The sequence below is a fragment of the Sphingobium sp. Leaf26 genome (genome assembly GCF_001421665.1).
Taxonomy (GTDB): Bacteria; Pseudomonadota; Alphaproteobacteria; order Sphingomonadales; family Sphingomonadaceae; genus Sphingobium.
The window spans coordinates 420,698-446,435 of the sequence record NZ_LMKV01000001.1; the positions used below are offsets into that span (position 1 = coordinate 420,698).

Below are 25,738 nucleotides of genomic sequence, written 5' to 3' on the forward strand. Positions count from 1 at the left end.
CTTTCAGGGTCTGATCTTCAGCACGGGCAATATGCTGGCATGATCGTCGGTCCAGGCCGGAAAGCCCGGACGGGGCTTCAACAACTGCCATTGCTCGCGACCGGACAAAGCGACCAGATGCTCCAGTTGCGCGGGATCGCGGGACAAGGCAACCCAGATCGACGCTGCATAATGCCGCCCCGCGTCCCGCTTGTGCGGCACATAATGGCGTAGCCGCGCGTGCCAGCCTTCGGCCGCTGCACCGCCGGCCACCACCGGCCGCAGGTCGAGATAGCGGTTGGAAATATGGATCAGCAGCACGCCATCGCGCGCCAGCCGCCGGCCATAAATGTCCATCGCCTCGCGCGTCAGCAGGTGCATCGGGATGGAATCGGACGAAAAAGCATCGATCACCAGCAGGTCCGCCCCGCCCGCCGGCTGCTGCGCCAGCGTCATGCGCGCGTCGCCGATGATGATGTCCGCCCTAGGCTGGCAGCGCGACAGGAAGGTGAAGTCGGCCGGATTGCGCGCGATGGCCACCATCGCCGGGTCGATCTCGTAGAAGCGCCAGCTTTGCCCCGGCCGGATATAGCAGGCGAGCGTGCCCGCGCCGAGGCCCACCACATCGATCCGCGCACGCGGCCCGAACAGCGCCGGCGCATGGCGCATCGCCAGCCCCACGCCCGAATCCGGCGCATAGTAACTGGTCGGGTCCAGTTCCCGGTCCTTCGCCCGGTTCTGGATACCGTGCAGCGTGGTGCCGTGGAACAGGATGCGCTCGCTGCCCCCCTTGTTCGCCACGCCATAGACGCCGAAATAGCTGCGGGTCAGCATGCCGCTGGCGGACTGGGACAGCTTTTCCCATCCGCTCAGGCACAGCATCAGATAGACGAGCATCCCCGCCGTCAGCCAGCGATGGCCCAGCGCCAGAATAGCCAGAGCGATGATCGAGACGAAGCTGATGGTCTTGATGAGCGGCGAATGGAGATCGGGCACCAGCCCGCCGCCGACCAGCGAGAGGATGAGGCCGAGCAGCAGCATGATCGTCGCCAGCCAGACGCGCCGCCCCGGATCGGCCCAGAGCAGGCGCGGCAGGCGCAGGGCGGCTTCCCGATCGGGCAGCAGCAGCGCGGCGGCGGCCAGCAGGATCGGATATTCATAGGTCCAATCGAAGATCAGCGGCGCGACCAGCGCACAGAACAGCCCGCCCAGCATGCCGCCGACCGACATCAGCAGATAGAAGCGGGTCAGATGGGCCGGCGCCGGGCGCAGTTCATAGAGCCGGGCATGGAGCGCGGTCGAGGCCACGAACAGCACGGTCACGATGCCGAGCGCGATGAAGACCGGATAATGTACCCCGCCGGTAAAGGCGATGCAGGCGCCGATCAGCAGGATCAGCGGCGCGATCGACAGGCAGAGGTCCGCCGCGCCGCGCCGTTCGGCAAAGGCGGCCGAGAAGCTGAGCAGATAGAGGCCCAGCGGCACGATCCACAGCAGCGGCATGGCGACGATGTCTGTGGTGAGATAGAGGCTGGTCGCCAGCATCAGGCCCGATGGGACCGCCGCAAGCGCCAGCCAGTGCAGCCTGCGCCGCATGTCCGGCGGCGGCGCATCGCTCGCTTCCACCGCCACTTCGCCGGGGCTGTCGGCGGGCAGGCGCCGGGCGCTCAAATAGACGAGGAAGAAGAGCGCGCCATAGCAAAGCGACCAGAGGATGCCCTGCGCCTTCAATGCCAGCAGCGGCTCGACCAGCAGCGGATAGGCGATCAGACCGGCAAAGCTGCCCAGGTTCGACGCGGCGTAGAGCGGATAGGGATCGCGCCCCTCCGCCAGCGCATACCAGCGTTGCAGCAAGGGCGCCTGCGCCGCGACGACAAAGAAGAGCGGGCCGATCGACGCGCCGAGCAGCCACAGCACCCAGAAAGCCGGCGCGATATCGGCGGGCGGCTGCCAGCCCATCAGGCCGATCGGCAGGAAGATGGCGGACATCAGGAACAGGGTGAGATGGATCAGCGCCTGCCGCCGCGCCGGGACGCGGCCCAGCAGATGGGCATAAGCATAGCCGGCCAGCAGCAGCGCCTGATAGACCAGCATGGCGGAGTTCCACACCGACGGCGCCCCGCCCAGACGCGGCAACGCCATGCGGGCGATCATCGGCTGGACCAGGAACAGCAGGAACGACCCCGCGCAGATCGTGATGACGAAGCGCGTCCGTGTGCCGATCAAATTCCCGTCCTCCTGTCGCCCCTACCCCTTTCATGGGGCAGCAGGCGGGCAGGATACAAGCCGGATTCGGACGGACGATGACCGATGTCCTCGGATCAGCCGCCCAGCAGCCGCGCCGCATGCAGCGCATGATAGGTCAGCACGCCCGAACATCCGGCACGCTTGAACGCCATCAGCGTTTCCAGCACCATCGCATCGCGATCCGCCGCGCCGGCCGCGACCGCATGTTCGATCATCGCATATTCGCCCGACACCTGATAGGCGAAGACCGGTACGGCGAAGCGATCGCGCACGCGCGCGACGATATCCAGATAGGGCAGGCCCGGCTTCACCATCACGCTGTCGGCCCCTTCGGCCAGGTCCAGCGCGACCTCGCGCAGCGCCTCCTCGCCATTGGCGGGGTCCATCTGGTAATTTTTCTTGTCGCCTTTCAGCAGCCCGCGCGATCCCACCGCATCGCGGAACGGGCCGTAGAAGGCGCTCGCATATTTGGCGGCATAGGCCATGATCTGGACATTGGCATGGCCGCTTTGCTCCAGCGCCGCGCGGATCGCGCCGACCCGGCCGTCCATCATGTCGCTGGGCGCGATGATGTCCGCGCCCGCCGCCGCCTGATTGAGCGATTGGCCGATCAGCACGTCGATCGTGGCGTCGTTGAGGACATAACCGGTGTCGTCCAGCAACCCGTCCTGCCCATGGGCGGTATAGGGGTCGAGCGCCACGTCGGTCAGGATGCCGATATCGGGCACCGCATCCTTGATCGCACGAATCGCCCGGCACATCAGGTTGTCGGGATTGAGCGCTTCGGCCCCATCGTCGCTCCGCCGTTCCGCCTGCGTATTGGGGAAGAGGGCGAGGCAGGGGATGCCGGCATCGCGTGCGTCTTTCGCCCGCTCGACCATCAGGTCCACCGACCAGCGGGACACGCCGGGCAGCGCGGCGATCGGTTCTTCCACGCCCTGCCCTTCGGTCACGAACAGCGGCCAGAGGAAATCGCCGGGCGACAGACGGTTTTCGGCGTGCATCGCCCGGCTCCAGGCCGATGCACGGGTACGGCGCAGGCGCAGCGCCGGATAGGGAGCGTAGGTCATGCCGGCGGGTGTAGGCCGGGGAATCGGGGGGATCAAGCCGGGCACTTTGTCCAATCGCTGATGCAGGATTATGTCGACCATTAGACATTGGTCGAAGCGGCGCGAGAATATCATGTTTCGTTAACCCCGATATCGCAGGGCTGGATAAGCGACGGACAGGAACGCCTCCATGATCAGCATCACTTCAGACAAAAGCCGCAGCCTCCTCATCGCCCAGATGAGCGGTTTTTTCGAACCGACCGACGTGCAGCGCTTCAGCGACGAGAAGGACGCCGCCGTTGCCGCCATGGGGCTGGGGTCGGGCGAATATTATATGTTGGTCAACACCGAAGGCTGCGTCATCCAGTCGCAGGAGGTGGTCGCGACCTTCATGCGCGTGATCCTGCAATCGCCCTTCCGCTCGCGGCGGCTGGCGGTCGTGCGCAATGACAATCTGACCCGCCTGCAAACCCGGCGTATCCTGAGCGTGCGGGACGAGGCCGAGATGTTCGCGTCGATGACGGAGGCGGAACAATGGCTGTTCGACGCGCCGGTCGAAAGGCGCGTCGCACTCGGCTGAGGACGCTTCCTCCCCTGCCCCGCATCGCCTATGGACGGCCGATGCGCGCCATCCATCATATCGCCCTCATCTGTTCCGACTATGACCGGTCGCGGACCTTCTATCGCGACATATTGGGCCTGCCGGTGATCCGCGAAGTGTGGCGGGCGGAGCGGCAATCGTGGAAATGCGATCTCGACGCCGGCAATGCCCAGATCGAGCTGTTCTCCTTCCCCGCGCCGCCGCCCCGGCCGACCCGCCCCGAAGCCTGCGGCCTGCGCCACCTCGCCTTTCTGGTCGATGATCTGGACGCGGAGGTCGCGCGACTGGCAGCGGCCGGCGTCGCGTGCGAACCCGTGCGCGTGGACGAATATACCGGCCAGCGCTTTACCTTCTTCGCCGACCCGGACGGTCTGCCGCTGGAACTCTATGAGAGGGCGCCAGCGGCCTGATCCGTTACTTCGCGAACCGCTTGAAGAAACTGTCCTCGTTCCACGCCGGCCGCGCCGCCGCGTTGGCGACGCGCAGCGTCACCGCCGTCACATAGGCGTTCAGCTTCGCCGTCTCGGCCGGCAGCACCGGCTGGTTCAGATCGTCGAAGGGCGAGTGGTAGATGTTGGCCCGCCACGCCTTTTCCGTCGCGGCTTCCGGCGTGCCTGCCTTGAACCCATATTTGAAGAACAGTGCCGGGATGCCCTCCCGGATGAAGGCATATTGATCGGATCGGATGAAGACATTGCGGTCCGGGAAGGGATCGGGCGTGATCGGCAGGTTCATCTGCGCGCTCACCACCTCCGCATCCTTGCCCAGGCTGCTCTGGTCGTAGCCGATCGGCGTCACGCTGGTCATCGGAAAGATCGGCAGCGCCATGTCGAAATTCAGGTCCGCAACGATGCTCTTTGCCGGTACGGTCGGCCGCCCCGCAAAATAGCGCGCGCCCAGCAGCCCCTTCTCTTCCGCCGTGACGATGGTGAAGAGGATGGAGCGTTTGGGCTTCACCTTGCTCGCCTTCAACGCCCGCGCAATCTCCAGCAGGCTGGCCACGCCCGACGCATTGTCGAACGCGCCGTTATAGATCGCATCGCCCTTGATCGGCGTGCCGATGCCATAGCCGTCCAGATGCGCCGACAGCACCACATGCTCGGCCTTCAGCGTCGGATCGCTGCCCGGCATGACCGCCACCAGATTGGGCGAGGACAGGTCGCGCCGGGTCGCAGCCACCTGCGCCTTGAACCGCAACGCCAGCGGAAAGCTGGCGACCGGCGCGCTGGCATCGGCCGCCGCAGCGATGGCCGCGAAATCCTTGCCCGTGCCCGCGAAGAACTGCGCCGATCTGGCCGGATCGAACTGCGCGTTCAGGAACGGCAGCTTCGTCTCGCGCATGGCGTCATCGGCGAAATAGAGCGCCGGCGCCCCGGCCAGCGCGACCCGCCGCACCCATGGAATTTCCACCTGCCCCGGCGTCACCAGCGTGATGAGGCCCAGCGCGCCCTGCGCCGCCAGCCATTGCGACCGTTCCGACCGGGCATGGGATTTGAGCGCACCGGAGATATCCGCCGGCCCGCCGGACAGCACCACCACGATCTTGCCCTTCAGGTCCAGCCCGGCAAAATCATCATGCCCGACCTCCGGCAGATGCAGGCCATAGCCGGCAAAGACCATCGGCGCGTCGATGCTTTCGGGCACCGGCCCGCCGCTCCCGGAGAAGATCAGGTCACCCGGCACCGCCAGCGCCACCTCCCCCTGCGGCCCCACCAGCGCGGCGCTGCTGCGATCGGCCTCGATGCGCTGTTCCACGAAGGCGACCGGCTGCTTGTAGCCGTCCACGCCCGCAGGTTTCAGCCCCAGCGCCTTGAACTGGGCGATCACATAATCGGCCGCCCGGTCATAGCCCGGCGTGCCGGTCCCGCGCCCTTCCATGCCGTCATTGGCCAGCGCCTGAACATGCGCCCACCAGCCCGCGCCGTCATCACCCTGCGCATGAGCCGTGCTCGCGATCAGGGACAGGAAGGGAAGAGCGATGAGGGACAGGCGCATCGAGGCGGACTCCGCTTATTATCAAGGCACTACCATGCCAGACCCTGTCCGACGAACAAGGGGCTTGGAACCACTACCCAGCATGTGTATTATCACGGCAATACACAATCAGGAGATAGCGATGCCCCGTCCCCTTCCGCTTTTCGCCCTCGTCGTTGCCGGGCTGGCGCTGTCGACCGCCGCCTGCTCCCGCACCGACGAAACGCCCACCGCCGGCCCAGCCGCCGACAAGGTCGCACAAGGCACGCAGGACTGGGAGAAACTCGGCCAGTTCGACGCGATCGAGGCGACCGGCCCCGATAATGTCGTCGTCACCATCGGCGACGCATTCAAGATCAGCGCCGACGGCGACCCTGCGGCGGTGGCGGACCTCGACATCCGCACCAAGGGCAGTACGCTCATCATCGGTCGCAAGTCCAAGGGCGACTGGAACTGGAGCCGCAAGGATGGCGACAAGGGCGCGACCGTCCATGTGACCATGCCCGCGATCAAGTCTGCCGACCTGACCGGCGCGGGCGATTTCGACCTGGACAAGGCGCAGGGCGACAGCCTGACCCTGTCGCTGACTGGCGCGGGCGATTTCCGCATCGGCGCAGTGACGCTCAAGTCGTTGACCACCGAGATCACCGGCGCCGGCTCCATGAAGATCGCCGGCACAGCGGACGAGGCGAAATTCTCCATCACCGGCGCGGGCGATATCGATGCCGAAGCGCTCAAGGTCGGCACCGCCAAGGTCGACATATTGGGCGCGGGCGACATCGACTTTGCCTCCGACGGGAAGGTCGCTATCAGCATCATGGGTCCGGGCGATGTGACGGTGAAGGGCAAGGCGCAATGCACGACAAGCGGAATGGGACCGGGCGAGGCACGCTGCGCGCCCTGATAGCGGCAGGCGCGGCGGGGTTGCTGCTCGCCACGCCAGCGGGTGCGGCGACGCGCGGCTTCACCATCACCAGCTTCGACGCGATCCGCGTGGAGGCGCCCGTCACCGTGATCCTGACCACCGGCGCGGGCGTGTCGGCACGGGCAGAGGGCGACCAGGGCGCGCTCGACCGGTTGAAGGTCGATGTGTCCGGCCGGATGCTGATCCTGTCGATGGACCGGGCGCGACCGGGCGAGAAAAGCGGTGGCGCGGCCACGCTGCGGCTGTCGACCGGCATGGTCGACCGGGTGATCGTCAATGGCGGCGGCTCCATCGCGATCGACCGGATGAAGGGCTTGCAGGGGCAGATCAACCTGGGCGGCAACGGCGACATCAGCATCGCGACGGTCGACCTCGACCGGCTCGACCTGACATTGGCAGGCGGTGGCCGGGTGACGCTCGCGGGCCGCGCGGGGGTCGCCAATGTCCGCGTCATCGGCGCGGGCGCCCTGGCCGCCGAACCCCTGCGCGCGCGTCAGGCCAGCATCAGCAACGAAGGCCCCGGCAGCGTCACCCTGACCGCAGACGTCAACGCAAAGGTCGTGACGGCCGGATCGGGCGACATCAGCGTTGCGGGGAAAGCCGCCTGCACGGTGGACAATCGCGGCACCGGCCGGGTGATGTGCGGGGGTGAGAGGTTTTAAAAGGGCAGGAGTTCCCCTCCCACATGCAGGCGGTCATCAATCCCCATCTTGCGATCCGTAGCGCTGGGCGATGCTTTCGGGACGCTGGGGGATTGGTTCATTGGGATCAAGTTGGATCAGCTTTGCCCCAGATCGCTGCATCGCAGCCTGTATGGCGGGCCAAAATTCGTCGCCAACCGCCACGAAGATCGTGACTTTCGACAAGGAACCGGGGCGCACCGCGGCGATAGTGCGTTCCAGCACGGTCACCAGATTAGGCGCTGAAAGCGATGCCAAGGCAACCTTGTCAGTATAACTGTCGGTCAGCGCGTCCCGCACCCATTTTTCAGATATGGCATAATCTTTTGCGGTTGGCTCCCGCAACACTGTGGTGGAGGGCGTGTCATCATCACCGGCCAACCGGGCATAGGCTTCTCGCAGATATTCATGCCATGCGCGTTGATTGTTCATCGAAGGGCCTGAAAGAGGCGCTAAAAATTTTGCTTTTTCGGTAGCTTCTGCTGCGATACGCGCGGCGCGGACCGTCCGTCCCGTTTCCAATGCAGACTGCCAGCCCACCTCATCCATCGGGGAAATGGCGCCGTTTGCCAGATCGATTGCCAGATTGATCGTTGCGGCATCCGACCGGGATGTTTCGGAAGGAACAGTGACGGGAATCAGCAGGCTCCGCCCATCGTCGGAAAATCGGGGAAGGCCACGCCAATGGATCGAACTGACGGAATGCGGTAGCGCCTCGATATAGAAATTCGGCAGAATATCGGACAGAGAGAAGGACCGGATACGCTCCCCGCCATGGCCATAGACAACCACTGCGTTGGGACCGTAGCCGACGCCATGCCAATCGTCGAAAGTGGCGACATATTCTCCGTCATCCCTGACGATCGCCATGACAGGGGCCACATCGTTAACGATCTTCTTTTCCCAGACCATTTGCCAACGCTTCCCGGACAATCGCTCCAGGCGCGCCGTGGCGGCACGCACGCCCTTGTCCTCCTGCCCCGCGGGCTCGGCATTGCTGACCTTGTCCTCGAAATAAGCCAGTTGGCTTTCCAGATCGCGTGGCGTCACAATGACGCGGGTGTTCCCGCCACAGGACATATAGGTGGCGCGGCTCGGAAGCATCCAACTGTCCGCACAGGCGGGGGTCGGGGTGAAGGATGTGACGAGGGTTGCGGCCCATATCAATCCCACAATTCGCAACATGCGCATTCTTTCCGCTCCCCATTGGCGGTGGCACCGCCACATCACCTGCTGCTACTCCAGAAAATCCGCAAAGACATGAATTTTTCTCTCCGACTCCGCCATCAGCACCTTGGCCTTTCGACTTTATCTTTCATTCATTGCCTCCCTTCCAATGTAGGATTATCTCTGATCTATCCTTGCAGATGGAACAGAACCCCTCCCCCGCCGCGCCCGACGGGGCGCCCTCCGTCGATCGCGCGCACTGGACGCCGGCCCGGCAGCGCCTCTTCCTTTCCGTCCTGCTGGACAGCGGCAATGTGTCGAGCGCCGCCCGCGCCGCTGGCATGTCGCGGTCCAGCGCGCACCGGCTGCGGCGCAAGCTGGCCGGCACCCCGTTCGATCAGGCATGGGACCGGGCGCTGGCCGTCCATGCCCATCTGATGGCCGACCCCTTCGCCCAGACCGCCCGCGCCGCGCCATCGCAAAAACCGGGATGACAGCCGGCGCGTCCCTGTCGCCGGCTCGTCGCCCAACCGTCGCGGTTCTGACGCACCACTGCGCCAGAGTGGCGCGCACCTGTCGCGCAACTGTAGCGTCGATGGCGCGCAAGGGGCGCGTCCCTGTCACGCTGCCGTCGCCTATATGGGTCAGCCTTGTCGCCCATGTGGTGCATCTCCGTCGCACCCCCGTCGCAATTGCCCTCATTTGCCCCGACGACGGTGTGAACTTCGCCCTGTCGCGTCCGTGTGACCCTTTTGATCGACTCATGCTTATCGAAAACTTTACTAGCCCATGGTTAGACAGGCCCCAATCTTGACAGCCGGATTCCCGATCATGCGCCCTGCCTTCATCCTCCCCCTTCTGGCTGCGCTCGCGCTACCGCAGCCTGCGTGGGCGCAGGTCGCCGTTGCCGACAGCGGCGATACCGGCTGGATGATCCTGTGCGCGCTGTTGCTGCTGATCGCCGCGCTGCCGGGGCTGATGCTGCGTCACGCGGGACAGGTGAATGTCCGCAACGCGCTGTCGGTGTCGGCGCAGGGTGCGGCGGTGGCCGCCGTCGCCACGCTGACCTTCGCGATCGCGGGCTATAGCGTCGCCTATGCACCGGGCAGTCCATGGCTGGGCGGCGGATCGAACCTGCTGCTCGCCAATCTCGCCGCATTGCGCGACGGGCTGACCGTGCCCGAATCGGCCTTCGTCCTGTTCCAGCTCGCCCTCGCCCTGCTGGCCGCCGGCTTGCTGGTCGGCGCGGTGGCGGAGCGGGTGCGGATCGGCTGGTGGATCGCCTTCACCCCGCTCTGGCTGCTGCTGGTCTATGCGCCGGTCGCCCATGCGGTGTGGGGCGGCGGCTGGCTTGCGGATATGGGCGTCATGGATTTTGCCGGCGGGCTGGTGCTGCATGGCACGGCGGGCTTTTCCGCCCTTGCCCTTGCCCTCATCGCCGGAGCGCGGCGTGAGCCGTCCGATCCCGGCCACACCCCGCTGCTCAGCCTCGTCGGCGGCGCGCTGTTGTGGGTCGGCCTGTCCGGCGCGGTCGGCGGCTGGGCCTTGGGCGCGACGGACGATGCCGCGACCGCCATCCTCAACCATATCTTCGCCGCCTGCGCCGCTGCGCTGGGCTGGGGCCTGCTCGACAAATTGCTCGGCGCCCGCACGCGCGCCACCGGCATCCTGTCCGGTGCACTGGCCGGCGTCGCCGCCATCTCCGCCTCCGCCGCGCTGGTCGGTACCGGCGGCGCGATGCTGATCGGCCTGATCGCGGCCATCGTCGCGCGCACCGGGGCTGCCATCGTCGCGGGCAAGGTCGATGACAATGCCGGGGTCTTCGCCATCCATGGGCTGGGCGGCCTGACCGGCACGCTGTTGCTGCCATTCTTCGTCCTGCCGCTGATGGGTGGGGTCGGCTTCGACGCCAATATCAGCATGACCGGCGCATTGACGTCGCAGGCGATCGGGCTGGTCGTCGTCGCACTCTGGGCCATGGTCGGCAGCGCGATCGCGGCGCTGATCGTGTCCGTCGTCATCCCGATGCGGGTGAGTGCGCAGGAGGAATCGGACGGTCTGGACGCCAGCCAGCATGGCCAGCAGGCCTGGGATTTCCGCTAAGCCCATGGGCGTAGCCGTTGCCATCTTCGCCCATCAGGAAGAACGCCGGATCGCGCTCTGCCTCGCCTCGATCCCGCTCGACCGGCCGGGCACGACATATCATGTGCTGGTGAACGGAACGACCGACGCAACCGTGGCGATTGCGCGCACCGTCGCCGGAGATCGCCCGCATGTCATCGTCCATGACATCAAGGCCGGCGGCAAGTCGCGCACCTGGAACCATATGGTCCATGACCTGCTGACCGGCGAAGAGGATGCCGTGATCTTCATGGATGGCGACGCGGAAATCACGCCGGGATCGTTCGACGCCCTGATCGCGGATCTGACCGCTCATCCCCAGGCCAATGCCGCCGCCGGCATGCCGATGAACGGCCGCATGGTGGAAATCTATCGTCAGGGGCTGCGCGACGAAGGCGGTCTGTTCGGCGATCTCTATGGGCTCTCGGGCCGCTTCGTCGCGGCGATCCGGGCGCGCGGCCTGCGCCTGCCGGATGATCTGATCGGCGATGACGGGCTGGTCGCGGCGTGGGCGCATACCGACCTGCTGGATGACAGTCATTGGGTCCATGGCCGGGTGCTGGCCTGCGAAGGTGCGGGCTTCATCGCCGAGCAGGTGAGCCTTGCCCGCCCGTCGACATGGGCGATGCAATATAAAAGGCTGATCAATTATTCGGTGCGTTTCTACCAGAACCGCATCGTGTCGGACATCATGACGCGCGAGGGGCCGGTGGGCCTCCCCGCGCGTCTGGCCAGTCTTTATGGTGACTGGCTGCCCCGATGGCGTCCGCGCCCCGGTCTCACCGGATGGTTCGACCGAAAGGCACTTCAGCGGATGCGGGGCGCCACTTAGCGGTCTTTGCCCGCCAGTTCCTTGTTGACGTAAAGCGCGATCATCGTGGCTACAGCACCCGAAAACAGGTAGATGCCCGATGCCGCCAGACCGAACTTGACGGACAGCAGCAGCGCCACCAGCGGTGCAAAGCCAGCCCCGACCAGCCAGGCCAGATCGGACGTCAGCGCCGAACTGGTATAGCGGGCCTCGGTCGCGAAGTTGGACGCCACGACACCCGACGACTGGCCAAAGGACAGGCCAAGCAGCATGAAACCCAGGATCATGAAGGCGACTTCGCCCAATTCCCCGCCATTGAGCAGCAGCGGCGCCATCATAGCAAAGATCGCGATGCCGAGCGCCGACCAGCCGAGCAGCGAACGACGACCAATCTGGTCGGCGATGAAGCCCGAAACGACGATGGCGAGCAGACCGACCGATGCGCCGATCATCTCGATGATGAGGAAGCGGTCGAGCGGCTGGTCGGTGTAGAGCGCGACCCAGCAGAGCGGGAAGACGGTGACCATGTGGAACAGCGCGAAGCTAGCCAGCGGGGCAAAGGCGCCGATGACGATGTTGCGGCCTTCCGCCTTGACGGTCGGCAACACCGGCGAAGGCACCAGATCACGCTGTTCGAACAGGCGCTCAAATTCGTGCGTCACCACGATGCGCAGACGGGCGAACAGCGCCACGACGTTGATCGCGAAGGCGACGAAGAAGGGATAGCGCCAGCCCCAGTCGAGGAAATCGGCTTCGGTCATGTTGAGGATGGAGAAGGCGAACAGCCCGCTCGCCACGATCAGTGCCAGCGGCGCGCCAAGTTGCGGCACCATGGCGTACCAGCCGCGCTGATGCTGCGGCGCGTTGAGCGACAGGAGTGAAGCTAGGCCATCCCATGTACCACCCAGCGCAATACCTTGAGCCGCGCGAAGGATGACAAGTACGACCGCAGCATAGTGGCCAATCGTCTCATAACCCGGTAGAAAGGCGATGGCGACGGTGGAGCAGCCGAGCAGGAACAAGGCGCCCGTCAGTTTCGTGCCGCGACCATAGCGCCGGTCGATCGCCATGAAGATCAGCGAGCCGATCGGCCGGGTGATGAAGGCGACGGCGAAGATCGCGAAGGAATAAAGGGTGCCGGTCAGCGCATCCACATAGGGAAAGACCAGGCTCGGAAACACGATCACCGAGGCGATGGCATAAACGAAGAAGTCGAAAAACTCGGAGGTGCGACCGATGATCACACCGATGGAAATGTCTCCAGGCGCAATCGAATGGTCGCGCGCGTTGATCGCGCGCGCGTCGTCCTCAAGTGGCTTGGAGGTGAAGGCAATGGCCCCAGAACTCATAGACATCCGCTCCTTGGCTTGGCCACCGGTGCGGTATTCTCGTCTGCCAGTGGCCGTAAAATGGCAGCATAACAGAAAACGAGCAGAGTCTAAGCAGTATCCCATATCCCAAACATTTTTTGCGGTCGCACACAATGGGACAAATTGCCCACTATCCGACTCTGTGCAGACCCTTTAGGCGCGCGGCATGGATAACCCTCCCTCCCCCAACAGGATCAGGCTCTTGCGCTGGTCCGCTCCGATTCTGGCGGCGCCGCTGGCGGGCTGCAACTGGGTCGTGATGAACCCGTCGGGCGATATTGCGGTGCAGCAGCGCGACCTGATCCTGATCTCGGTCGCGCTGATGCTCCTGATCGTCATCCCCGTCATGGCGATGGTCGTGTGGTTCGCGGTGCGCTATCGTGCCACGAACGAAGCGACGCAGCAGGACTATGATCCGGACTGGGATCACAGCACCAAGCTGGAACTGCTGATCTGGTCGGCGCCCCTGCTGATCATCATCGCGCTGGGCGCGCTCACCTGGGTCAGCACCCACAAGCTGGACCCCTATCGGCCGCTCGACCGGATCGACGCAAACACCGCGATCGACCCCAAGGTCAAGCCGCTGACGGTTCAGGTCGTCGCGCTCGACTGGAAATGGCTCTTCATCTATCCAGACCTGGGCATCGCGACCGTCAATGAACTGGCGCTGCCGACCAACGTTCCCGTCCGTTTCGACATTACCGCGTCGACCGTGATGAACAGCTTCTACGTGCCCGAGCTGGCCGGCCAGATCTACGCCATGCCTGGCATGAAGACACAACTGCACGCCGTCGCCAACAAGCCGGTCAAGGGCACCGGCTTCTCCGCCAACTATTCGGGCGCGGGCTTCACGCACATGCGCTTTGGCTATCAATCGATGGACCAGGCCGGGTTCGCCGCCTGGGTTGCCAGGGTGAAGGCCAGCGCCACCGCCCTTGACCGCAACGTCTATCAGGCGCTGGCCAAGCCGTCCGAGAAGGCGCCCGTCGCCTATTTCGGCACCAGCGAAGCCAATCTGTTCGATGCCGTCGTCAACCTGTGCGTCAAGCCGGGCCAGCGCTGCATGAAGGATTTGATGCACATCGACCAGATGGGCGGCGCGGGCAAGGAATCGGCCCACGATACCAAGGGGCTGCAATATGATTATCCCAACAGCCATGTGATCGACCAGGAAGACCGGAACAAGGGGCAGGAAACCGCCCCCGACGCGCCCGGTGCCGAGAAGGCGCCAACCCCGGTCGGCGTTTCCGGCGATCACTCCTCTCACAGCGGCGCTGACGCGCACGCGCAGCATCGGTAAGGCCCATGACTGGCACAATGACAACAGCACAGATGATCTTCGGTCGTCTGACATGGGACAGCTTCCCATGGCATGAGCCCATCGTCGTCGCGACCTTCGTCGCGGTGGTGCTGGGCGGGGCGGCCGTCGTGGCAGCGCTCACCTATTTCAAGCTCTGGGGCTATCTCTGGAAGGAGTGGTTCACCAGCGTCGATCACAAGAAGATCGGCATCATGTACATGGTGCTGGGCCTCATCATGTTCCTGCGCGGTTTCGCCGACGCCGTCATGATGCGCCTGCAACAGGCGATGGCCTTCAACGGGTCGGAAGGGTATCTGAACGCCCACCATTATGACCAGGTGTTCACCGCCCATGGCGTGATCATGATCTTCTTCGTGGCGATGCCCTTCATCACCGGATTGATGAACTATATCGTCCCGCTTCAGATCGGCGCGCGCGACGTCAGCTTCCCTTTCCTGAACAATTTCAGTTTCTGGATGACGACGGGTGGCGCAGTGCTGGTGATGATGTCGCTGTTCCTGGGTGAATTCGCCCAGACCGGCTGGCTCGCCTATCCGCCGCTGTCGGGGATCGACTATAGCCCCGCGACCGGCGTCGACTATTATATCTGGGCGCTACAGGTGGCCGGTGTCGGCACGACATTGTCGGGCATCAACCTGATCGCGACCATCGTGAAGATGCGCGCGCCCGGCATGTCCCTGATGAAGATGCCGGTGTTCACCTGGACCTCGCTCTGCGCGAACATCCTGATCGTCGCGTCCTTCCCGATCCTGACCGCCACGCTGGTCCTGCTCTCGCTCGACCGTTATGCCGGCACCAACTTCTTCACGAACGACTTCGGCGGCAACCCGATGATGTACGTGAACCTGATCTGGATCTGGGGCCACCCGGAAGTCTATATCCTCATCCTGCCGCTGTTCGGCGTCTTTTCCGAAGTCACCTCGACCTTCTCGGGCAAGCGCCTGTTCGGCTATACCTCCATGGTCTACGCCACCTGCACAATCATGGTGCTGTCCTACCTCGTGTGGCTGCACCACTTCTTCACCATGGGTTCGGGCGCCAGCGTCAACAGCTTCTTCGGCATTACGACGATGATCATCTCGATCCCGACGGGTGCGAAGCTCTTCAACTGGCTCTTCACCATGTATCGCGGTCGCGTTCGCTTCGAACTGCCGATGATGTGGACCGTGTCGTTCATGCTGACCTTCACGATCGGCGGCATGACCGGGGTGATGCTGGCGGTTCCGCCCGCAGACTTCGTGCTGCACAACTCGCTGTTCCTGATTGCGCATTTCCATAATGTGATCATCGGCGGCGTGCTGTTCGGCCTGTTCGCAGCGATCAACTATTGGTGGCCCAAGGCATTCGGCTTCAAGCTCAACCAGTTCTGGGGCCATGTGTCCTTCTGGTGCTGGCAGGTCGGATTCTGGATGGCCTTCACGCCGCTCTACATCCTTGGCTTCATGGGTGTGACGCGCCGTATGCGGGTGTTCGACGATCCGTCGCTTCAAATCTACTTCGTCATCGCCGCGATCGGTGCCGCCATCGTCGCGGCCGGCATCGGCGCGATGCTGGTGCAGTTCGCCGTCTCCATCTGGAAGCGCGACGAACTGAAGGTGGAAGGTGATCCATGGGATGGCCGTACGCTGGAATGGGCGACCAGCTCGCCCCCGCCGGAATATAATTTCGCCTTCACGCCGGTCGTCTACGACGCCGACAGCTGGGCGGACATGAAGCGCAACGCCTATCAGCGTCCGCTGTCCGGCTATCAGGCGATCCACATGCCCAGCAGCACCGGCACCGGTGTCATCCTGGCGGGTCTGGCGACGGTCTGTGGCTTCGCCCTGATCTGGTACATGTGGTGGCTGGCGGCCCTCAGCTTCGTCGGCATCGTCGGCTTCGCCATCTTCCACACCTTCAACTACAAGCGCGACTATTACATCCCGGTCGAGGATGTGACGCGCACCGAGGAAGAGCGTACGCGCATCCTCGCGGCGGGAGTCTGACACTCATGAGCAGCGCAACTGCAAACGCGCAGACGGCACCTCGGGCATATCATCTGCCCGAGGAACCGCACCTGCACGAAGGCCACAGCACGGGCCTGGGCTTCTGGATGTACCTGATGAGCGACTGTCTCATCTTCGCCATCCTGTTCGCTACCTATGCCGTTCTCGGCGGCAATTTTGCCGGCGGCCCCGGCCCCAAGGATCTGTTCGACCTGCCGCTCGTCGCGATCAACACCGCGATGCTGCTCTTCTCGTCGATCACCTATGGCTTCGCCATGCTGGCGATGGAAAAGAACAGGGTCAGCGCCACCCAGGGCTGGCTGTTCGTCACCCTGCTGTTCGGCGGGGCGTTCCTGTTCATCGAACTCTATGAATTCGCCCACCTCATCCATGAGGGTGCGGGTCCGCAGCGTTCGGCCTTCCTGTCGGCCTTCTTCACGCTGGTCGGCACCCACGGGCTTCACGTCACCTTCGGTTCGATCTGGCTGATCACTCTGATGGTGCAGGTCGCGAAAAAGGGCCTGATCCCCGCCAACAAGCGCCGCCTGATGTGCCTCAGCATGTTCTGGCACTTCCTCGACGTCATCTGGATCGGCGTCTTCACCTTTGTCTATCTGATGGGAGTCCTGCGGTGAGCGACGCTGTCCATCCCCACGACGCCCATGGCCATGGGCACCATGACGATCATCATGAAGAAGGCGCACATGGCAGCTTCGGCAGCTATATGATCGGCTTCGGCCTGTCGGTGATCCTGACGGCCATCCCCTTCTGGCTGGTAATGTCCAATGTGCTGGGCGATCCCAGGCTGACCGGCATCATCATCGTCGCCTTCGCGGCGGTGCAGGTCGTCGTCCACATGATCTACTTCCTGCACATGAACACCCGCGTCGAAGGCGGCTGGTCGTTCATGGCGATGGCGCTGACGCTGGTTCTGGTGGTCATCGTCCTCGCAGGCTCGACCTGGGTCATGTATCATATGAACAATAATATGATGCCGCATGCGGATATGGACATGAGCGGCGAAATGAGCACCGGCCACGACACGTCGACCATGGCGAACATGAGCGAAATGCCGTGACAACGGCGCAAACCGGGGGGCGTGACAAACGCTCCCCGGCCTTTACGATCGGCCTGGCGCTGATCGCCCTCATTCTGTTTTCCGGTTTCAGCGCCCTTGGCGTATGGCAGATTCAGCGCCTTGGCTGGAAACGCGACCTGATCGCCCGTGTCGATGCCCGCATCCACGCCGCGCCGGTCCACTCGCCAGCCACCATCACCAAAGCCGACGAATATCGTCGCGTCACCCTGACCGGCACTTTCCTGCACGACAAGGCCGCCTTGACACAGGCCGTTACCGTGCGCGGTCCCGGCTTCTGGCTGATGACCCCCCTGCGCGCCGACGACGGCGTCATCACCCTGATCAACCGCGGCTTCATTCCCAGCCGCACCGCCAGCTATGACCAGCCGCGGGGCAAGGTGCGGGTCGTAGGTTTGCTGCGCCTGACCGAACCCAATGGCGGCTTCCTGCGCAACAACGATCCCACAGGCGACCGCTGGCATTCCCGCGACGTCGCCGCGATCGCCAAGGCGCGCCATCTGAGCGGCGTGCGCGACTATTTCATCGACGCCCAGCGTGGTCCCTCCCCCACGGACCTGCCGGTCGGCGGCCTGACCGTCGTCAGCTTCCCCAACAATCATCTGCAATATGCGATCACCTGGTTCGCGCTGGCGGCGATGACCGTGGGCGCCTATATGCTGGTCATGCGCCAGACTGGAAAAGATCGCCGGGCATGACCGCGCCGGCCGCCCGACGCAGGCGCTGGTTGCCCGGCCGGTGGCCCGCCGACGCAGCCGGGCGGCGCAACATGGTGCTGCTGGTGCAATTGCGCTGGATCGCCATCGCCGGCCAGATCGCGACCATAGGCTTCGTGCATTTCGGCATGGACATCCGTCTGCCGATCGCTTCCATGCTGGTCGTGCCCTGCATCGCCACGGCAATGAACGCAGGCAGCCTGATGGTGCTGCGGCGGCGCACCGACATCACCCACGCTGAACTGTTTCTGGCGCTGCTGTTCGACGTGTTTGCGCTGACCACCCAACTCTATCTCAGCGGCGGCGCGACCAATCCCTTCGTTTCGCTCTATCTGGTACAGGTGGCGCTGGGTGCGATGCTGCTGCACCGCTGGAGCGCATGGGGCATCGTCGCGGTATCGACGCTGTGCGCCGCGATGCTGGCCCTGGTCTACCGGCCGCTCGATCTCAGCGAGACGCTGGAAGGCCATTTGTTCGACCTGCATATCGTCGGCACCTGGGTCTGCATCACCATGATCGCGGTGCTGCTGGTGCTGTTCATGACGCGGGTGAACCAGAATCTGCAACAGCGCGAAGCCTATCTGGCGCAGTTGCGGCAGCAGGCGGTGGAGGAGGAGCATATCGTCCGCATGGGCCTGCTTGCGTCCGGCGCAGCCCATGAACTGGGCACCCCCCTCGCCCAGCTTGCCGTGGTGCTGGGCGACTGGCGGCACATGCGCGAGATCAAGGCGCATCCCGCGCTGGTCGAGGAAGTCAGCGAGATGGAAGCGGCCGTGAAGCGCTGCAAGACCATCCTGACCGGTATCCTGATGTCGGCGGGCGAAGCGCGGGGCGAGGCGCCCGAAATCACCAACGTCCGCGATTTCATAGACATCATCGCGCGCGACTGGCGCAGTGCCAATCCCGGCATGCCGCTGCGCTGCGATTTCGGCCCGCATGATTATCCGCGTATCATCGCCGACCCGGTGATCCGTCAGGCCGTGACCAACCTGCTCGACAATGCGCGGGAGGCTGGTGCCAGCTATGTCAACATGATGGTCAGCCGCGACAGCCAGTGGCTGCACATCGCCGTGCGCGACAATGGCCGGGGCTTCGACCCGGCGATGCTGGCCGATGTCGGCAAACCCTATCGGTCGAGCAAGGGCAAGCAGGGCGGCGGCCTGGGCCTCTTCCTGGTCGTCAATGTCGTGCGCAAGCTGGGCGGACGGGTCGATGCCAGCAATGGCGCGGAGGGCGGCGCAATGGTCCAGTTGCGCCTGCCGCTCGCCACGCTGGCCATGGAGGAAGAACAGGAGACGCGGGATGACGCATGAACGGCAATTGCTGATCGTCGAGGATGACGAGGCCTTCGCCCGGACGCTCAAGCGCTCTTTTGAACGGCGCGACTATGACGTGCTGCTGGCCGACAGTCTGGAAACGGTGACGGCGCTGCTGGCCGATCATAGACCGGGCTTTGCCGTCGTCGACCTGAAGCTGGGTCCGCAATCCGGACTCGCGTGCGTTCAGGCGCTCCATGCCCATGACCCCGCGATGCTGATCGTGGTGCTGACCGGCTTCGCCAGCATCGCCACCGCGGTCGAGGCGATCAAGCTGGGCGCGACCAACTATCTGGCCAAGCCGTCCAATACCGACGATATCGAAGCCGCTTTCGCCCGCGCCGGTGGCAATCCCGAAACGCCGCTCGCGCCCCGGCCGACATCGATCAAGACGCTGGAATGGGAACATATTCACGAGGTTCTGAAGGACAGCGACTTCAACATTTCCGAAGCGGCCCGGCGGCTCGGCATGCACCGCCGTACCCTCGCTCGCAAGCTGGCCAAGCGGCAGGTCGGCTAAGTCAGCATTCGGCAAACCTTTTCAAATTCTTATGACCACCCAAGTATAAGGCTATCGCAGGCCAGCTTAATTTCCCGAAAATGGACAGGACAACCGGAATTGCGCCGCTGTTTTCTTGTCGGAATGCCCGGCGTCGTCTATGAAATATTCCAGCATAATCCGGGCAGGAGGGGATGATGGCAGGCTCTATCAGCTACTGGATCACGGTCGACCGCGATTCCGGCACTTTCGACATGGCGATCGACTATTATGTCCCCGGTTATGACGATCCCGAAACCGGCGAAGCCTTTTACGAAACCAGCTGGAACTATTATTTCGCCGACCAGAATGGTGGGGGCGGCACTGGCGGATACGGCTGGGATAGCGGCTTTGCCATAGCCTATATCGGCTTCCCCAGCGGCGAAGAGGTGTCGGACGGCACGCTCAGCTTCACCGCGATGAACAATTTCAGCGGCGAGAGCGTCAGCATGAGCTGGCACATCCTCAACGCCGGCATGGCCCAGGGCAACAAGGAGATTGCAGGGGGCAGCGGAGACGACATCATCCTGTCCGGCTATGGCGGGGACAAGCTGTGGGGCGCGGACGGCGACGATTTTCTGGACGGCGGCAGCGGCAACGACCGGCTCTATGGCGGTGCCGGCGACGACTGGCTGGATGGCGGCCTCGGTTCCGACCGGATGAGCGGCGGCATCGGCAACGATATCTATTTCGTGAACAGCGCGCGGGACGTGGTGGTCGAAGCCGATGATGCCGGATTGGATTTCGTCGTGTCGTCGATCAGCTATTCATTGACGCCCTTTGTCGAGGCCCTCGTCCTGGACGGCCCCAACGCCCATAATGGCACCGGGAACGACCAGGACAACCGCATCGACGCCAACGACATGGCCAATATTCTGTCCGGCTTGGGTGGGAGCGACCTGCTACTCGGCTATGGCGGCGCTGACCAACTGTTCGGCGGCGACGGCCTGGACTTTCTGGATGGCGGCACCGGCGATGACCGCATGGAAGGCGGCACCGGCGACGATTTCTATGTGGTCGATTCAGTCGGCGACCAAGTGGTCGAACTGCTCGACAGCGGCATTGACGAGGTGCGCGTGCTGAACCTTGCCAGCTATACGCTGGGCGATCATGTCGAGGATCTGGTCCATATCGGCGATGCGGCGGAATTTCGCGGCTATGGCAACAGCCTGTCCAATTTCATGTTCGGCGGCGTGCATGTCGACATATTGCGCGGCCTGGAAGGGGACGACCTGCTGTTCGGCGATGATGGCGACGACATATTGCTGGGCGGCATCGGTGCCGACGAACTGATCGGTGGCGCCGGATTCGATATGGCCAGCTATGCCGGATCCGGGTCGGCAGTCCGCGCAAGCCTGGCCGACGGCATCGGCGCGCGCGGCGAAGCGGCCGGCGACAGCTATGACTCGATCGAGGGGCTGATCGGCAGCGGCCATAACGACGTGCTGACCGGTGATGACCAGGGCAATCGACTGGTCGGCGGCGCCGGCAACGACATATTGCGCGGCGGTACCGGGCGCGACTGGCTGGTCGGCGGCGCGGGCGCGGACATATTGGATGGCGGTCGCCATGGCGACGTCGTCAGCTATGTCGGTTCGACCGGGGCCGTCCATGTCGATCTTCAAACCCAGACCGCTTGGGGGGGCGATGCCGAAGGCGACACCCTCATCAGCTTTCGCCATGCCGAAGGCGGGAATGGTCATGACGTACTGCTGGGCAGCGCCGAGGACAATCTGCTGATCGGCGGGCAAGGCAACGACCAGTTAGACGGGCGTGCCGGAAACGACATTCTGCGCGGCGGCGCGGGCGCCGACCTGATGATCGGCGGCGATGGCATCGATACGCTCGACTATAGCGGCTCGTCCGCAGGCGTGACCGTCAACCTCACCACCGGCGGCGCGTCCGGCGGCGATGCGGCAGGGGACAGCTTCACCGGTATCGAGCGCATCACGGGCAGCGACTTCGGCGACCTGCTGGTCGGCGATACGCGGGCCAACCGGTTGCTGGGCGGCGCTGGCGACGACGTATTGCGCGGCGGCGCGGGCAACGACGTCATCATCGGCGGCGCCGGTGCGGACGAAATGTACGGCGGCATCGGGTCCGACCTGCTCAGCTATGAAGGATCGACCAACTGGGTGACGATCCATCTCGATCTCGGCTGGGCCTATGGCGTCGAAGGATCGGGCGATATCTTCAGCGGGTTCGAAAATGCGCGCGGCAGTGAAGTGAGCGACGCCATCTACGGTACGGCGGGCGACAATCGCCTGCATGGCGGCGGCGGCGGCGATTATCTGGACAGCGGCGCTGGCGATGACGTCCTGTTCGGCAACGCCGGCGACGACGCCTTCCTGTTCTGGAGCGGATCGGATCAGGTCCAGGTGATGGATTTCACCGCTGGCGACGCTGTCGCCGAAGACCGCATCATCATGACGATGGGCGCGGATTATGACAGCTTTGCCGAAGTCATGGCGCTGGCGACGACGGACGGGGCCGATACCCGCTTCGACTTCGGCGGCGGCCATATCCTGATCCTGTCCGGCGTCGACAAGGCGGCGCTGGTCAGTTCGGACTTCGTGTTTAGTTGAAGGAAAATGGAGCGGGTGAAGGGAATCGAACCCTCGTCACTTGCTTGGGAAGCAAAAGCTCTACCATTGAGCTACACCCGCGTCTGACCTGCCCATGGCGCAAGCCATGGGCCGCTGTCAACTTCGATCAGCCGTAAGGGGCGTCCGCATCCCGTACCGGGATGGCGCCGCGCCGGCCGATGTTCCAGCCGGCCAGCCTGTGGCCTGCCAGCGCCGCGTCGCGCGGGCTGGCGCCGGCCAGGCGGGCATGGAGATAACCGCCGTTGAAGGCGTCCCCTGCCCCGCTCGAATCGATAACGTCCACGCGCTGCGGGATCGTGACGATCTCGCCCGCCACCAGGCAGCCGTCGCCACCCAGCTTGACGACGACATCCCTGCCCTCGCCCGCGCCCCAGCGCGCGGCCGCATCCTGCGCGTCGTCCGCCTCGCCCATCTCGACCTCGTCGGCCAAGGTCGGCAGGCCCATATCGCTGACCGCGATCGCCCGGTCGCGCCAGTGGCGCGCGGTTGCCGCATCGTCCCAAAGGCGCGCGCGATAATTGCCGTCGAAGGCGATCTTGCCGCCATTGGCCTTCACCTGCGCGCACAGGTCCAGCAATGCCTCCCGCCCCGCGTCGGGCAGGATCGCCAGCGTGATGAGCGAGAAATAGAGCAGGTCCGACTGCGCCGCCTGCACCACCATGGCCGGACTTTCCGGGAAGTCGAACATCCGTCGCGCCGCCGCTTCGCTGCGCCAATAATGGAAGCTGCGTTCGCCGGTCGCGTCCGTCTCGATCGCATAGAGACCTGGCAGACGGCCCTGCGCCGCAATCACCAGCGACGTATCGACGCCCTCCGCTTCCCACTGGTCCAGCAACTGGGCGCTCATCGGATCGGCGCCCAACGCGCTGGCGAGGCGAACATTGTCGCCCGCACGGGCCAGATGGATGGCGGTATTGATGACGTCGCCGCCGTAGCGCAGGTTCCAGCCTTCGCCGTCAGCGCGGCTCAGTTCCAGCATCGCTTCCCCAATGACCGTGATCGTCGCCTTCGTCGCCATGCCTGCTCCGCTCCCAATTTAAGCGGGCGTGGTGGGCAGAGCGACGCGCCAAGTCAAGAGGGGCAGCGCAGGCGGCGCAGGCCGCACATCCATGATGTCCTGACATGAGGCCATGGAACGTTTGCACAATCCCGCCGTTTTGCCGATGGCAATTGGGCGCAGCAACCGCTCGCGCCTGATTCGGGGACTTGATGATTACCGCCACCAACGATGGATCCGGCAATCGCTTCGAACTGCTGGTTCAAAGCGTGACGGATTATGCCATCTTCATGCTCGAACCTGACGGCATCGTCGCGAGTTGGAATGCGGGCGCGCGCCGGTTCAAGGGCTATGAGGCGGACGAGATTGTCGGCCAGCATTTCTCCCGCTTCTATACGGCGGAGGATCAGGCCGCCGGCATCCCCGCCATCGCGCTGCGAACCGCAGAGCATGAGGGACGGTTCGAGGCGGAGGGATGGCGCATTCGCAAGGATGGCGGGCGGTTCTGGGCCAATGTCGTGATCGACCCGATCAGGTCACCTGACGGACAATTGCTGGGCTTTGCCAAGATCACGCGCGATTTGACCGAACGCCGCGCCGCGCAGGAGGAGTTGCGCGAAAGCGAGGAACGGTTCCGCCTGTTGGTGCAGAGTGTGACCGACTATGCCATCTACATGCTGGACCCGGTCGGGACCGTGACAAGCTGGAACATGGGAGCCGAGCGGTTCAAGGGCTATAGCGCCGAGGAAATTCTCGGCCAGAATTTCGCGTGTTTCTACAGCGATGAGGACCGGCTGGCCGGCCTTCCCTCCCGTGCCCTGCATACCGCCGAAAGTGCAGGCCGGTTCGAGGCCGAGGGGTGGCGCATCCGCAAGGACGGGTCGCGCTTCTGGGCCAATGTCGTGATCGACCCCATTCGCACCCCGGACGGACGCCTGTTGGGCTTTGCCAAGATCACCCGCGATCTGACCGAGCGGCGCGAAACCCAGCGGGCGCTGGACGAAGCCCGCGACGCCATCATCCAGACGCAGAAGATGGACGCGATCGGCAAGCTGACCGGTGGGGTCGCGCATGACTTCAACAATCTGCTGGCGGTGATCGTCGGCAGCCTGGACCTGGCCCGGCAGAAGCTGGCGACCGGTGGCGATATCAGTCGCTATCTCGACAATGCGATGACGGCCGCGGACCGCGGCGCGACGCTGACCCAGCGGATGCTGGCTTTTGCGCGCAAACAGGAACTGAAATTGCAAAGCGTCGATTGTAAAGCGCTGGTGCAGGGCATGACCGAACTGTTCCGGACGACGCTGGGCACGGCGGCTGCAATCGAGACGCGCTTTCCGCTGGTGATGCGCGCCGCCCATGCCGACGCCGCGCAACTGGAACTGGCGCTGCTCAACCTGGCGGTCAATGCCCGCGACGCGATGCCCGATGGCGGGCGCATCATCGTCGAGGCGAGCGAAGTGACCGTAGCGCAGGGCGAGCGGCCCGATCTGAACGCAGCCACCTATATCCGCCTGTCCGTGGTCGATGAAGGCGAAGGCATGGATGCCGCGACGCTGGAACGTGCACGCGAACCTTTCTTCACCACCAAGGGCGTGGGCAAGGGCACCGGCCTTGGCCTGTCGATGGTCCATGGCTTTGCGCAGCAATGTGGCGGTTCGCTGACCATTGCCAGCGAACCTGGACAGGGCACGTCCATATCGATCTGGCTGCCGGTGGCGCAGGTCGACGCGGATATGTTGCCCATCGTCAGCTTCACCGAAGAGCATGCGGAAAGCGGCACGCCGCTGGTGATATTGGCGGTGGACGATGACGATCTGGTGCTGACCAATACGGCGGGGATGCTGGAGGAACTGGGCCATACCGTGTTCCAGGCCTCGTCCGGTGCCGATGCGCTCCGCCTGTTGGAGCAAGGGCGCGTAGATCTGGTCGTCACCGACCATGCAATGCCGGGCATGACCGGCGCGCAACTGGCCGACGCGATCGGGCAAAGCCTGCCCGGCCTGCCCGTCATCATCATCACGGGCTTTGCCGAACTGCCACCCCACGCATCCCGCCGCCCCCGGCTGGACAAGCCGTTCCGGCAGGCCGACCTTGCCCGCATCGTCGCCGGCACCATGCGCATCGCTCCTGCCGGCCCCGACATATTACTTCGCGATTGCTGAGGCTGTTTTTCAGCAATTGCCGTGAAATATTGGAAAAGTGGCATTTTTCCGTCGCTCTTTGCTTGCAACATCGG

22 protein-coding genes and 1 tRNA gene are annotated in these 25,738 nt (G+C 64.3%); 16 read left to right on the forward strand and 7 right to left on the reverse strand.

All coding sequences use genetic code 11. The features are described from left to right. Window positions 1-3: 3 nt before the first annotated feature. Together ASE85_RS02035 and hemB are read right to left on the reverse strand one after the other, a co-directional pair. Window positions 4-2,205 (reverse strand): spermidine synthase, encoded by a 2,202-nt coding sequence (locus ASE85_RS02035; protein ID WP_056682656.1) that lies wholly within the window; start codon window positions 2,203-2,205, stop codon window positions 4-6. 95 nt (window positions 2,206-2,300) lie between these two features. Beyond that, a complete protein-coding gene (gene hemB / locus ASE85_RS02040) occupies window positions 2,301-3,296 on the reverse strand; it encodes a porphobilinogen synthase (protein ID WP_056684247.1) in 996 nt (331 codons plus the stop codon). Window positions 3,297-3,465: 169 nt separating this feature from the next. Here hemB and ASE85_RS02045 point away from each other — a divergent pair, with 169 nt between their 5' ends. Both ASE85_RS02045 and gloA2 read left to right on the forward strand, forming a co-directional pair. After that, window positions 3,466-3,855, forward strand: a complete 390-nt coding sequence (locus ASE85_RS02045; RefSeq protein ID WP_056682659.1) for a hypothetical protein — start codon at window positions 3,466-3,468, stop codon at window positions 3,853-3,855. A 41-nt stretch (window positions 3,856-3,896) separates the two neighbouring features. Continuing rightward, window positions 3,897-4,286: an SMU1112c/YaeR family gloxylase I-like metalloprotein gene (gene gloA2, locus ASE85_RS02050; RefSeq protein ID WP_056682662.1), complete on the forward strand. Its 390-nt coding sequence runs from the start codon at window positions 3,897-3,899 to the stop codon at window positions 4,284-4,286. A gap of 4 nt (window positions 4,287-4,290) precedes the next feature. Here the strand turns inward: gloA2 and ASE85_RS02055 are convergent, their stop codons facing one another. Continuing rightward, entirely contained in the window at window positions 4,291-5,871 is a 1,581-nt protein-coding gene (locus ASE85_RS02055) for a M28 family metallopeptidase (protein WP_056682664.1), read from the reverse strand. A 121-nt stretch (window positions 5,872-5,992) separates the two neighbouring features. Here ASE85_RS02055 and ASE85_RS02060 point away from each other — a divergent pair, with 121 nt between their 5' ends. Both ASE85_RS02060 and ASE85_RS02065 read left to right on the forward strand, forming a co-directional pair. Continuing rightward, a complete protein-coding gene (locus ASE85_RS02060) occupies window positions 5,993-6,754 on the forward strand; it encodes a head GIN domain-containing protein (RefSeq protein ID WP_156358153.1) in 762 nt (253 codons plus the stop codon). Beyond that, on the forward strand, window positions 6,706-7,437 hold the full coding sequence (locus ASE85_RS02065) for a GIN domain-containing protein (RefSeq protein ID WP_056682669.1): 732 nt from the start codon (window positions 6,706-6,708) through the stop codon (window positions 7,435-7,437). Before ASE85_RS02060 ends, ASE85_RS02065 begins: the two co-directional genes overlap by 49 nt. A 36-nt stretch (window positions 7,438-7,473) precedes the next feature. Here ASE85_RS02065 and ASE85_RS02070 read toward each other — a convergent pair whose 3' ends face one another. Beyond that, entirely contained in the window at window positions 7,474-8,646 is a 1,173-nt protein-coding gene (locus tag ASE85_RS02070; protein WP_156358154.1) for a hypothetical protein, read from the reverse strand. Between the two features lie 176 nt (window positions 8,647-8,822). On the opposite strand from ASE85_RS02070, the gene ASE85_RS02075 reads away from it, so the two are divergent. The 3 genes from ASE85_RS02075 to ASE85_RS02085 all read left to right on the forward strand — a co-directional run bounded on the left by ASE85_RS02075 (window position 8,823) and on the right by ASE85_RS02085 (window position 11,575). Continuing rightward, window positions 8,823-9,116, forward strand: coding sequence for a hypothetical protein (locus ASE85_RS02075; RefSeq protein WP_056682675.1), 294 nt, complete (start codon window positions 8,823-8,825; stop codon window positions 9,114-9,116). A gap of 337 nt (window positions 9,117-9,453) precedes the next feature. Next, window positions 9,454-10,725 carry an ammonium transporter gene (locus ASE85_RS02080; protein ID WP_056684250.1) on the forward strand — a complete coding sequence of 424 codons (1,272 nt, stop codon included), beginning with the start codon at window positions 9,454-9,456 and terminating at the stop codon, window positions 10,723-10,725. A 4-nt stretch (window positions 10,726-10,729) separates the two neighbouring features. Then, window positions 10,730-11,575: a glycosyltransferase family 2 protein gene (locus tag ASE85_RS02085; protein ID WP_056682677.1), complete on the forward strand. Its 846-nt coding sequence runs from the start codon at window positions 10,730-10,732 to the stop codon at window positions 11,573-11,575. Here ASE85_RS02085 and ASE85_RS02090 read toward each other — a convergent pair. Further along, window positions 11,572-12,903 carry an MFS transporter gene (locus ASE85_RS02090; protein ID WP_056682687.1) on the reverse strand — a complete coding sequence of 444 codons (1,332 nt, stop codon included), beginning with the start codon at window positions 12,901-12,903 and terminating at the stop codon, window positions 11,572-11,574. The genes ASE85_RS02085 and ASE85_RS02090 overlap by 4 nt on opposite strands. 187 nt (window positions 12,904-13,090) lie before the next feature. Between ASE85_RS02090 and cyoA the strand changes: the two genes are divergently transcribed. From cyoA to ASE85_RS02130, 8 genes are all read left to right on the forward strand, one after another. Then, window positions 13,091-14,224 (forward strand): ubiquinol oxidase subunit II, encoded by a 1,134-nt coding sequence (gene cyoA, locus ASE85_RS02095; RefSeq protein WP_082462617.1) that lies wholly within the window; start codon window positions 13,091-13,093, stop codon window positions 14,222-14,224. A gap of 5 nt (window positions 14,225-14,229) precedes the next feature. After that, window positions 14,230-16,230: a cytochrome o ubiquinol oxidase subunit I gene (cyoB, locus tag ASE85_RS02100; RefSeq protein ID WP_056682690.1), complete on the forward strand. Its 2,001-nt coding sequence runs from the start codon at window positions 14,230-14,232 to the stop codon at window positions 16,228-16,230. A gap of 5 nt (window positions 16,231-16,235) precedes the next feature. Beyond that, window positions 16,236-16,865: a cytochrome o ubiquinol oxidase subunit III gene (cyoC, locus tag ASE85_RS02105; protein WP_056682693.1), complete on the forward strand. Its 630-nt coding sequence runs from the start codon at window positions 16,236-16,238 to the stop codon at window positions 16,863-16,865. Then, window positions 16,862-17,308, forward strand: a complete 447-nt coding sequence (gene cyoD, locus ASE85_RS02110; RefSeq protein ID WP_056682698.1) for a cytochrome o ubiquinol oxidase subunit IV — start codon at window positions 16,862-16,864, stop codon at window positions 17,306-17,308. The genes cyoC and cyoD overlap by 4 nt, the downstream gene beginning before the upstream one ends. After that, window positions 17,305-18,024 (forward strand): SURF1 family protein, encoded by a 720-nt coding sequence (locus tag ASE85_RS02115; protein WP_056682701.1) that lies wholly within the window; start codon window positions 17,305-17,307, stop codon window positions 18,022-18,024. The genes cyoD and ASE85_RS02115 overlap by 4 nt, the downstream gene beginning before the upstream one ends. Then, entirely contained in the window at window positions 18,021-19,355 is a 1,335-nt protein-coding gene (locus tag ASE85_RS02120; RefSeq protein WP_056682709.1) for an ATP-binding protein, read from the forward strand. The genes ASE85_RS02115 and ASE85_RS02120 overlap by 4 nt, the downstream gene beginning before the upstream one ends. After that, window positions 19,345-19,878 (forward strand): response regulator transcription factor, encoded by a 534-nt coding sequence (locus ASE85_RS02125; protein WP_056682714.1) that lies wholly within the window; start codon window positions 19,345-19,347, stop codon window positions 19,876-19,878. Before ASE85_RS02120 ends, ASE85_RS02125 begins: the two co-directional genes overlap by 11 nt. Before the next feature lie 173 nt (window positions 19,879-20,051). Further along, window positions 20,052-22,481, forward strand: coding sequence for a calcium-binding protein (locus ASE85_RS02130; protein ID WP_056682717.1), 2,430 nt, complete (start codon window positions 20,052-20,054; stop codon window positions 22,479-22,481). Window positions 22,482-22,488: 7 nt separating this feature from the next. On the opposite strand, the gene ASE85_RS02135 is transcribed toward ASE85_RS02130, so the two are convergent. Continuing rightward, window positions 22,489-22,562: transfer RNA gene (locus tag ASE85_RS02135), tRNA-Gly, on the reverse strand. A gap of 46 nt (window positions 22,563-22,608) precedes the next feature. Beyond that, window positions 22,609-23,520 carry a sugar kinase gene (locus tag ASE85_RS02140; RefSeq protein WP_056682719.1) on the reverse strand — a complete coding sequence of 304 codons (912 nt, stop codon included), beginning with the start codon at window positions 23,518-23,520 and terminating at the stop codon, window positions 22,609-22,611. 191 nt (window positions 23,521-23,711) lie between these two features. On the opposite strand from ASE85_RS02140, the gene ASE85_RS02145 reads away from it, so the two are divergent. After that, on the forward strand, window positions 23,712-25,664 hold the full coding sequence (locus ASE85_RS02145) for a hybrid sensor histidine kinase/response regulator (protein ID WP_056682722.1): 1,953 nt from the start codon (window positions 23,712-23,714) through the stop codon (window positions 25,662-25,664). Window positions 25,665-25,738: the final 74 nt, after the last annotated feature.

Excerpts from the sequence above, each read along its gene's own strand:
- ASE85_RS02045 (WP_056682659.1), top strand. The coding sequence starts at position 3,466 with ATGATCAGCATCACTTCAGACAAAAGCCGCAGCCTCCTCATCGCCCAG.
- ASE85_RS02080 (WP_056684250.1), top strand. The coding sequence starts at position 9,454 with ATGCGCCCTGCCTTCATCCTCCCCCTTCTGGCTGCGCTCGCGCTACCG.
- ASE85_RS02125 (WP_056682714.1), top strand. The coding sequence starts at position 19,345 with ATGACGCATGAACGGCAATTGCTGATCGTCGAGGATGACGAGGCCTTC.
- gloA2 (WP_056682662.1), top strand. The coding sequence starts at position 3,897 with ATGCGCGCCATCCATCATATCGCCCTCATCTGTTCCGACTATGACCGG.
- hemB (WP_056684247.1), bottom strand. The coding sequence starts at position 3,296 with ATGACCTACGCTCCCTATCCGGCGCTGCGCCTGCGCCGTACCCGTGCA.
- ASE85_RS02120 (WP_056682709.1), top strand. The coding sequence starts at position 18,021 with ATGACCGCGCCGGCCGCCCGACGCAGGCGCTGGTTGCCCGGCCGGTGG.
- ASE85_RS02145 (WP_056682722.1), top strand. The coding sequence starts at position 23,712 with ATGATTACCGCCACCAACGATGGATCCGGCAATCGCTTCGAACTGCTG.
- ASE85_RS02085 (WP_056682677.1), top strand. The coding sequence starts at position 10,730 with ATGGGCGTAGCCGTTGCCATCTTCGCCCATCAGGAAGAACGCCGGATC.
- ASE85_RS02075 (WP_056682675.1), top strand. The coding sequence starts at position 8,823 with ATGGAACAGAACCCCTCCCCCGCCGCGCCCGACGGGGCGCCCTCCGTC.
- ASE85_RS02065 (WP_056682669.1), top strand. The coding sequence starts at position 6,706 with ATGCACGACAAGCGGAATGGGACCGGGCGAGGCACGCTGCGCGCCCTG.
- ASE85_RS02130 (WP_056682717.1), top strand. The coding sequence starts at position 20,052 with ATGATGGCAGGCTCTATCAGCTACTGGATCACGGTCGACCGCGATTCC.
- ASE85_RS02140 (WP_056682719.1), bottom strand. The coding sequence starts at position 23,520 with ATGGCGACGAAGGCGACGATCACGGTCATTGGGGAAGCGATGCTGGAA.
- ASE85_RS02055 (WP_056682664.1), bottom strand. The coding sequence starts at position 5,871 with ATGCGCCTGTCCCTCATCGCTCTTCCCTTCCTGTCCCTGATCGCGAGC.
- cyoC (WP_056682693.1), top strand. The coding sequence starts at position 16,236 with ATGAGCAGCGCAACTGCAAACGCGCAGACGGCACCTCGGGCATATCAT.
- cyoA (WP_082462617.1), top strand. The coding sequence starts at position 13,091 with ATGGATAACCCTCCCTCCCCCAACAGGATCAGGCTCTTGCGCTGGTCC.
- ASE85_RS02060 (WP_156358153.1), top strand. The coding sequence starts at position 5,993 with ATGCCCCGTCCCCTTCCGCTTTTCGCCCTCGTCGTTGCCGGGCTGGCG.
- ASE85_RS02070 (WP_156358154.1), bottom strand. The coding sequence starts at position 8,646 with ATGCGCATGTTGCGAATTGTGGGATTGATATGGGCCGCAACCCTCGTC.
- ASE85_RS02090 (WP_056682687.1), bottom strand. The coding sequence starts at position 12,903 with ATGAGTTCTGGGGCCATTGCCTTCACCTCCAAGCCACTTGAGGACGAC.
- cyoB (WP_056682690.1), top strand. The coding sequence starts at position 14,230 with ATGACTGGCACAATGACAACAGCACAGATGATCTTCGGTCGTCTGACA.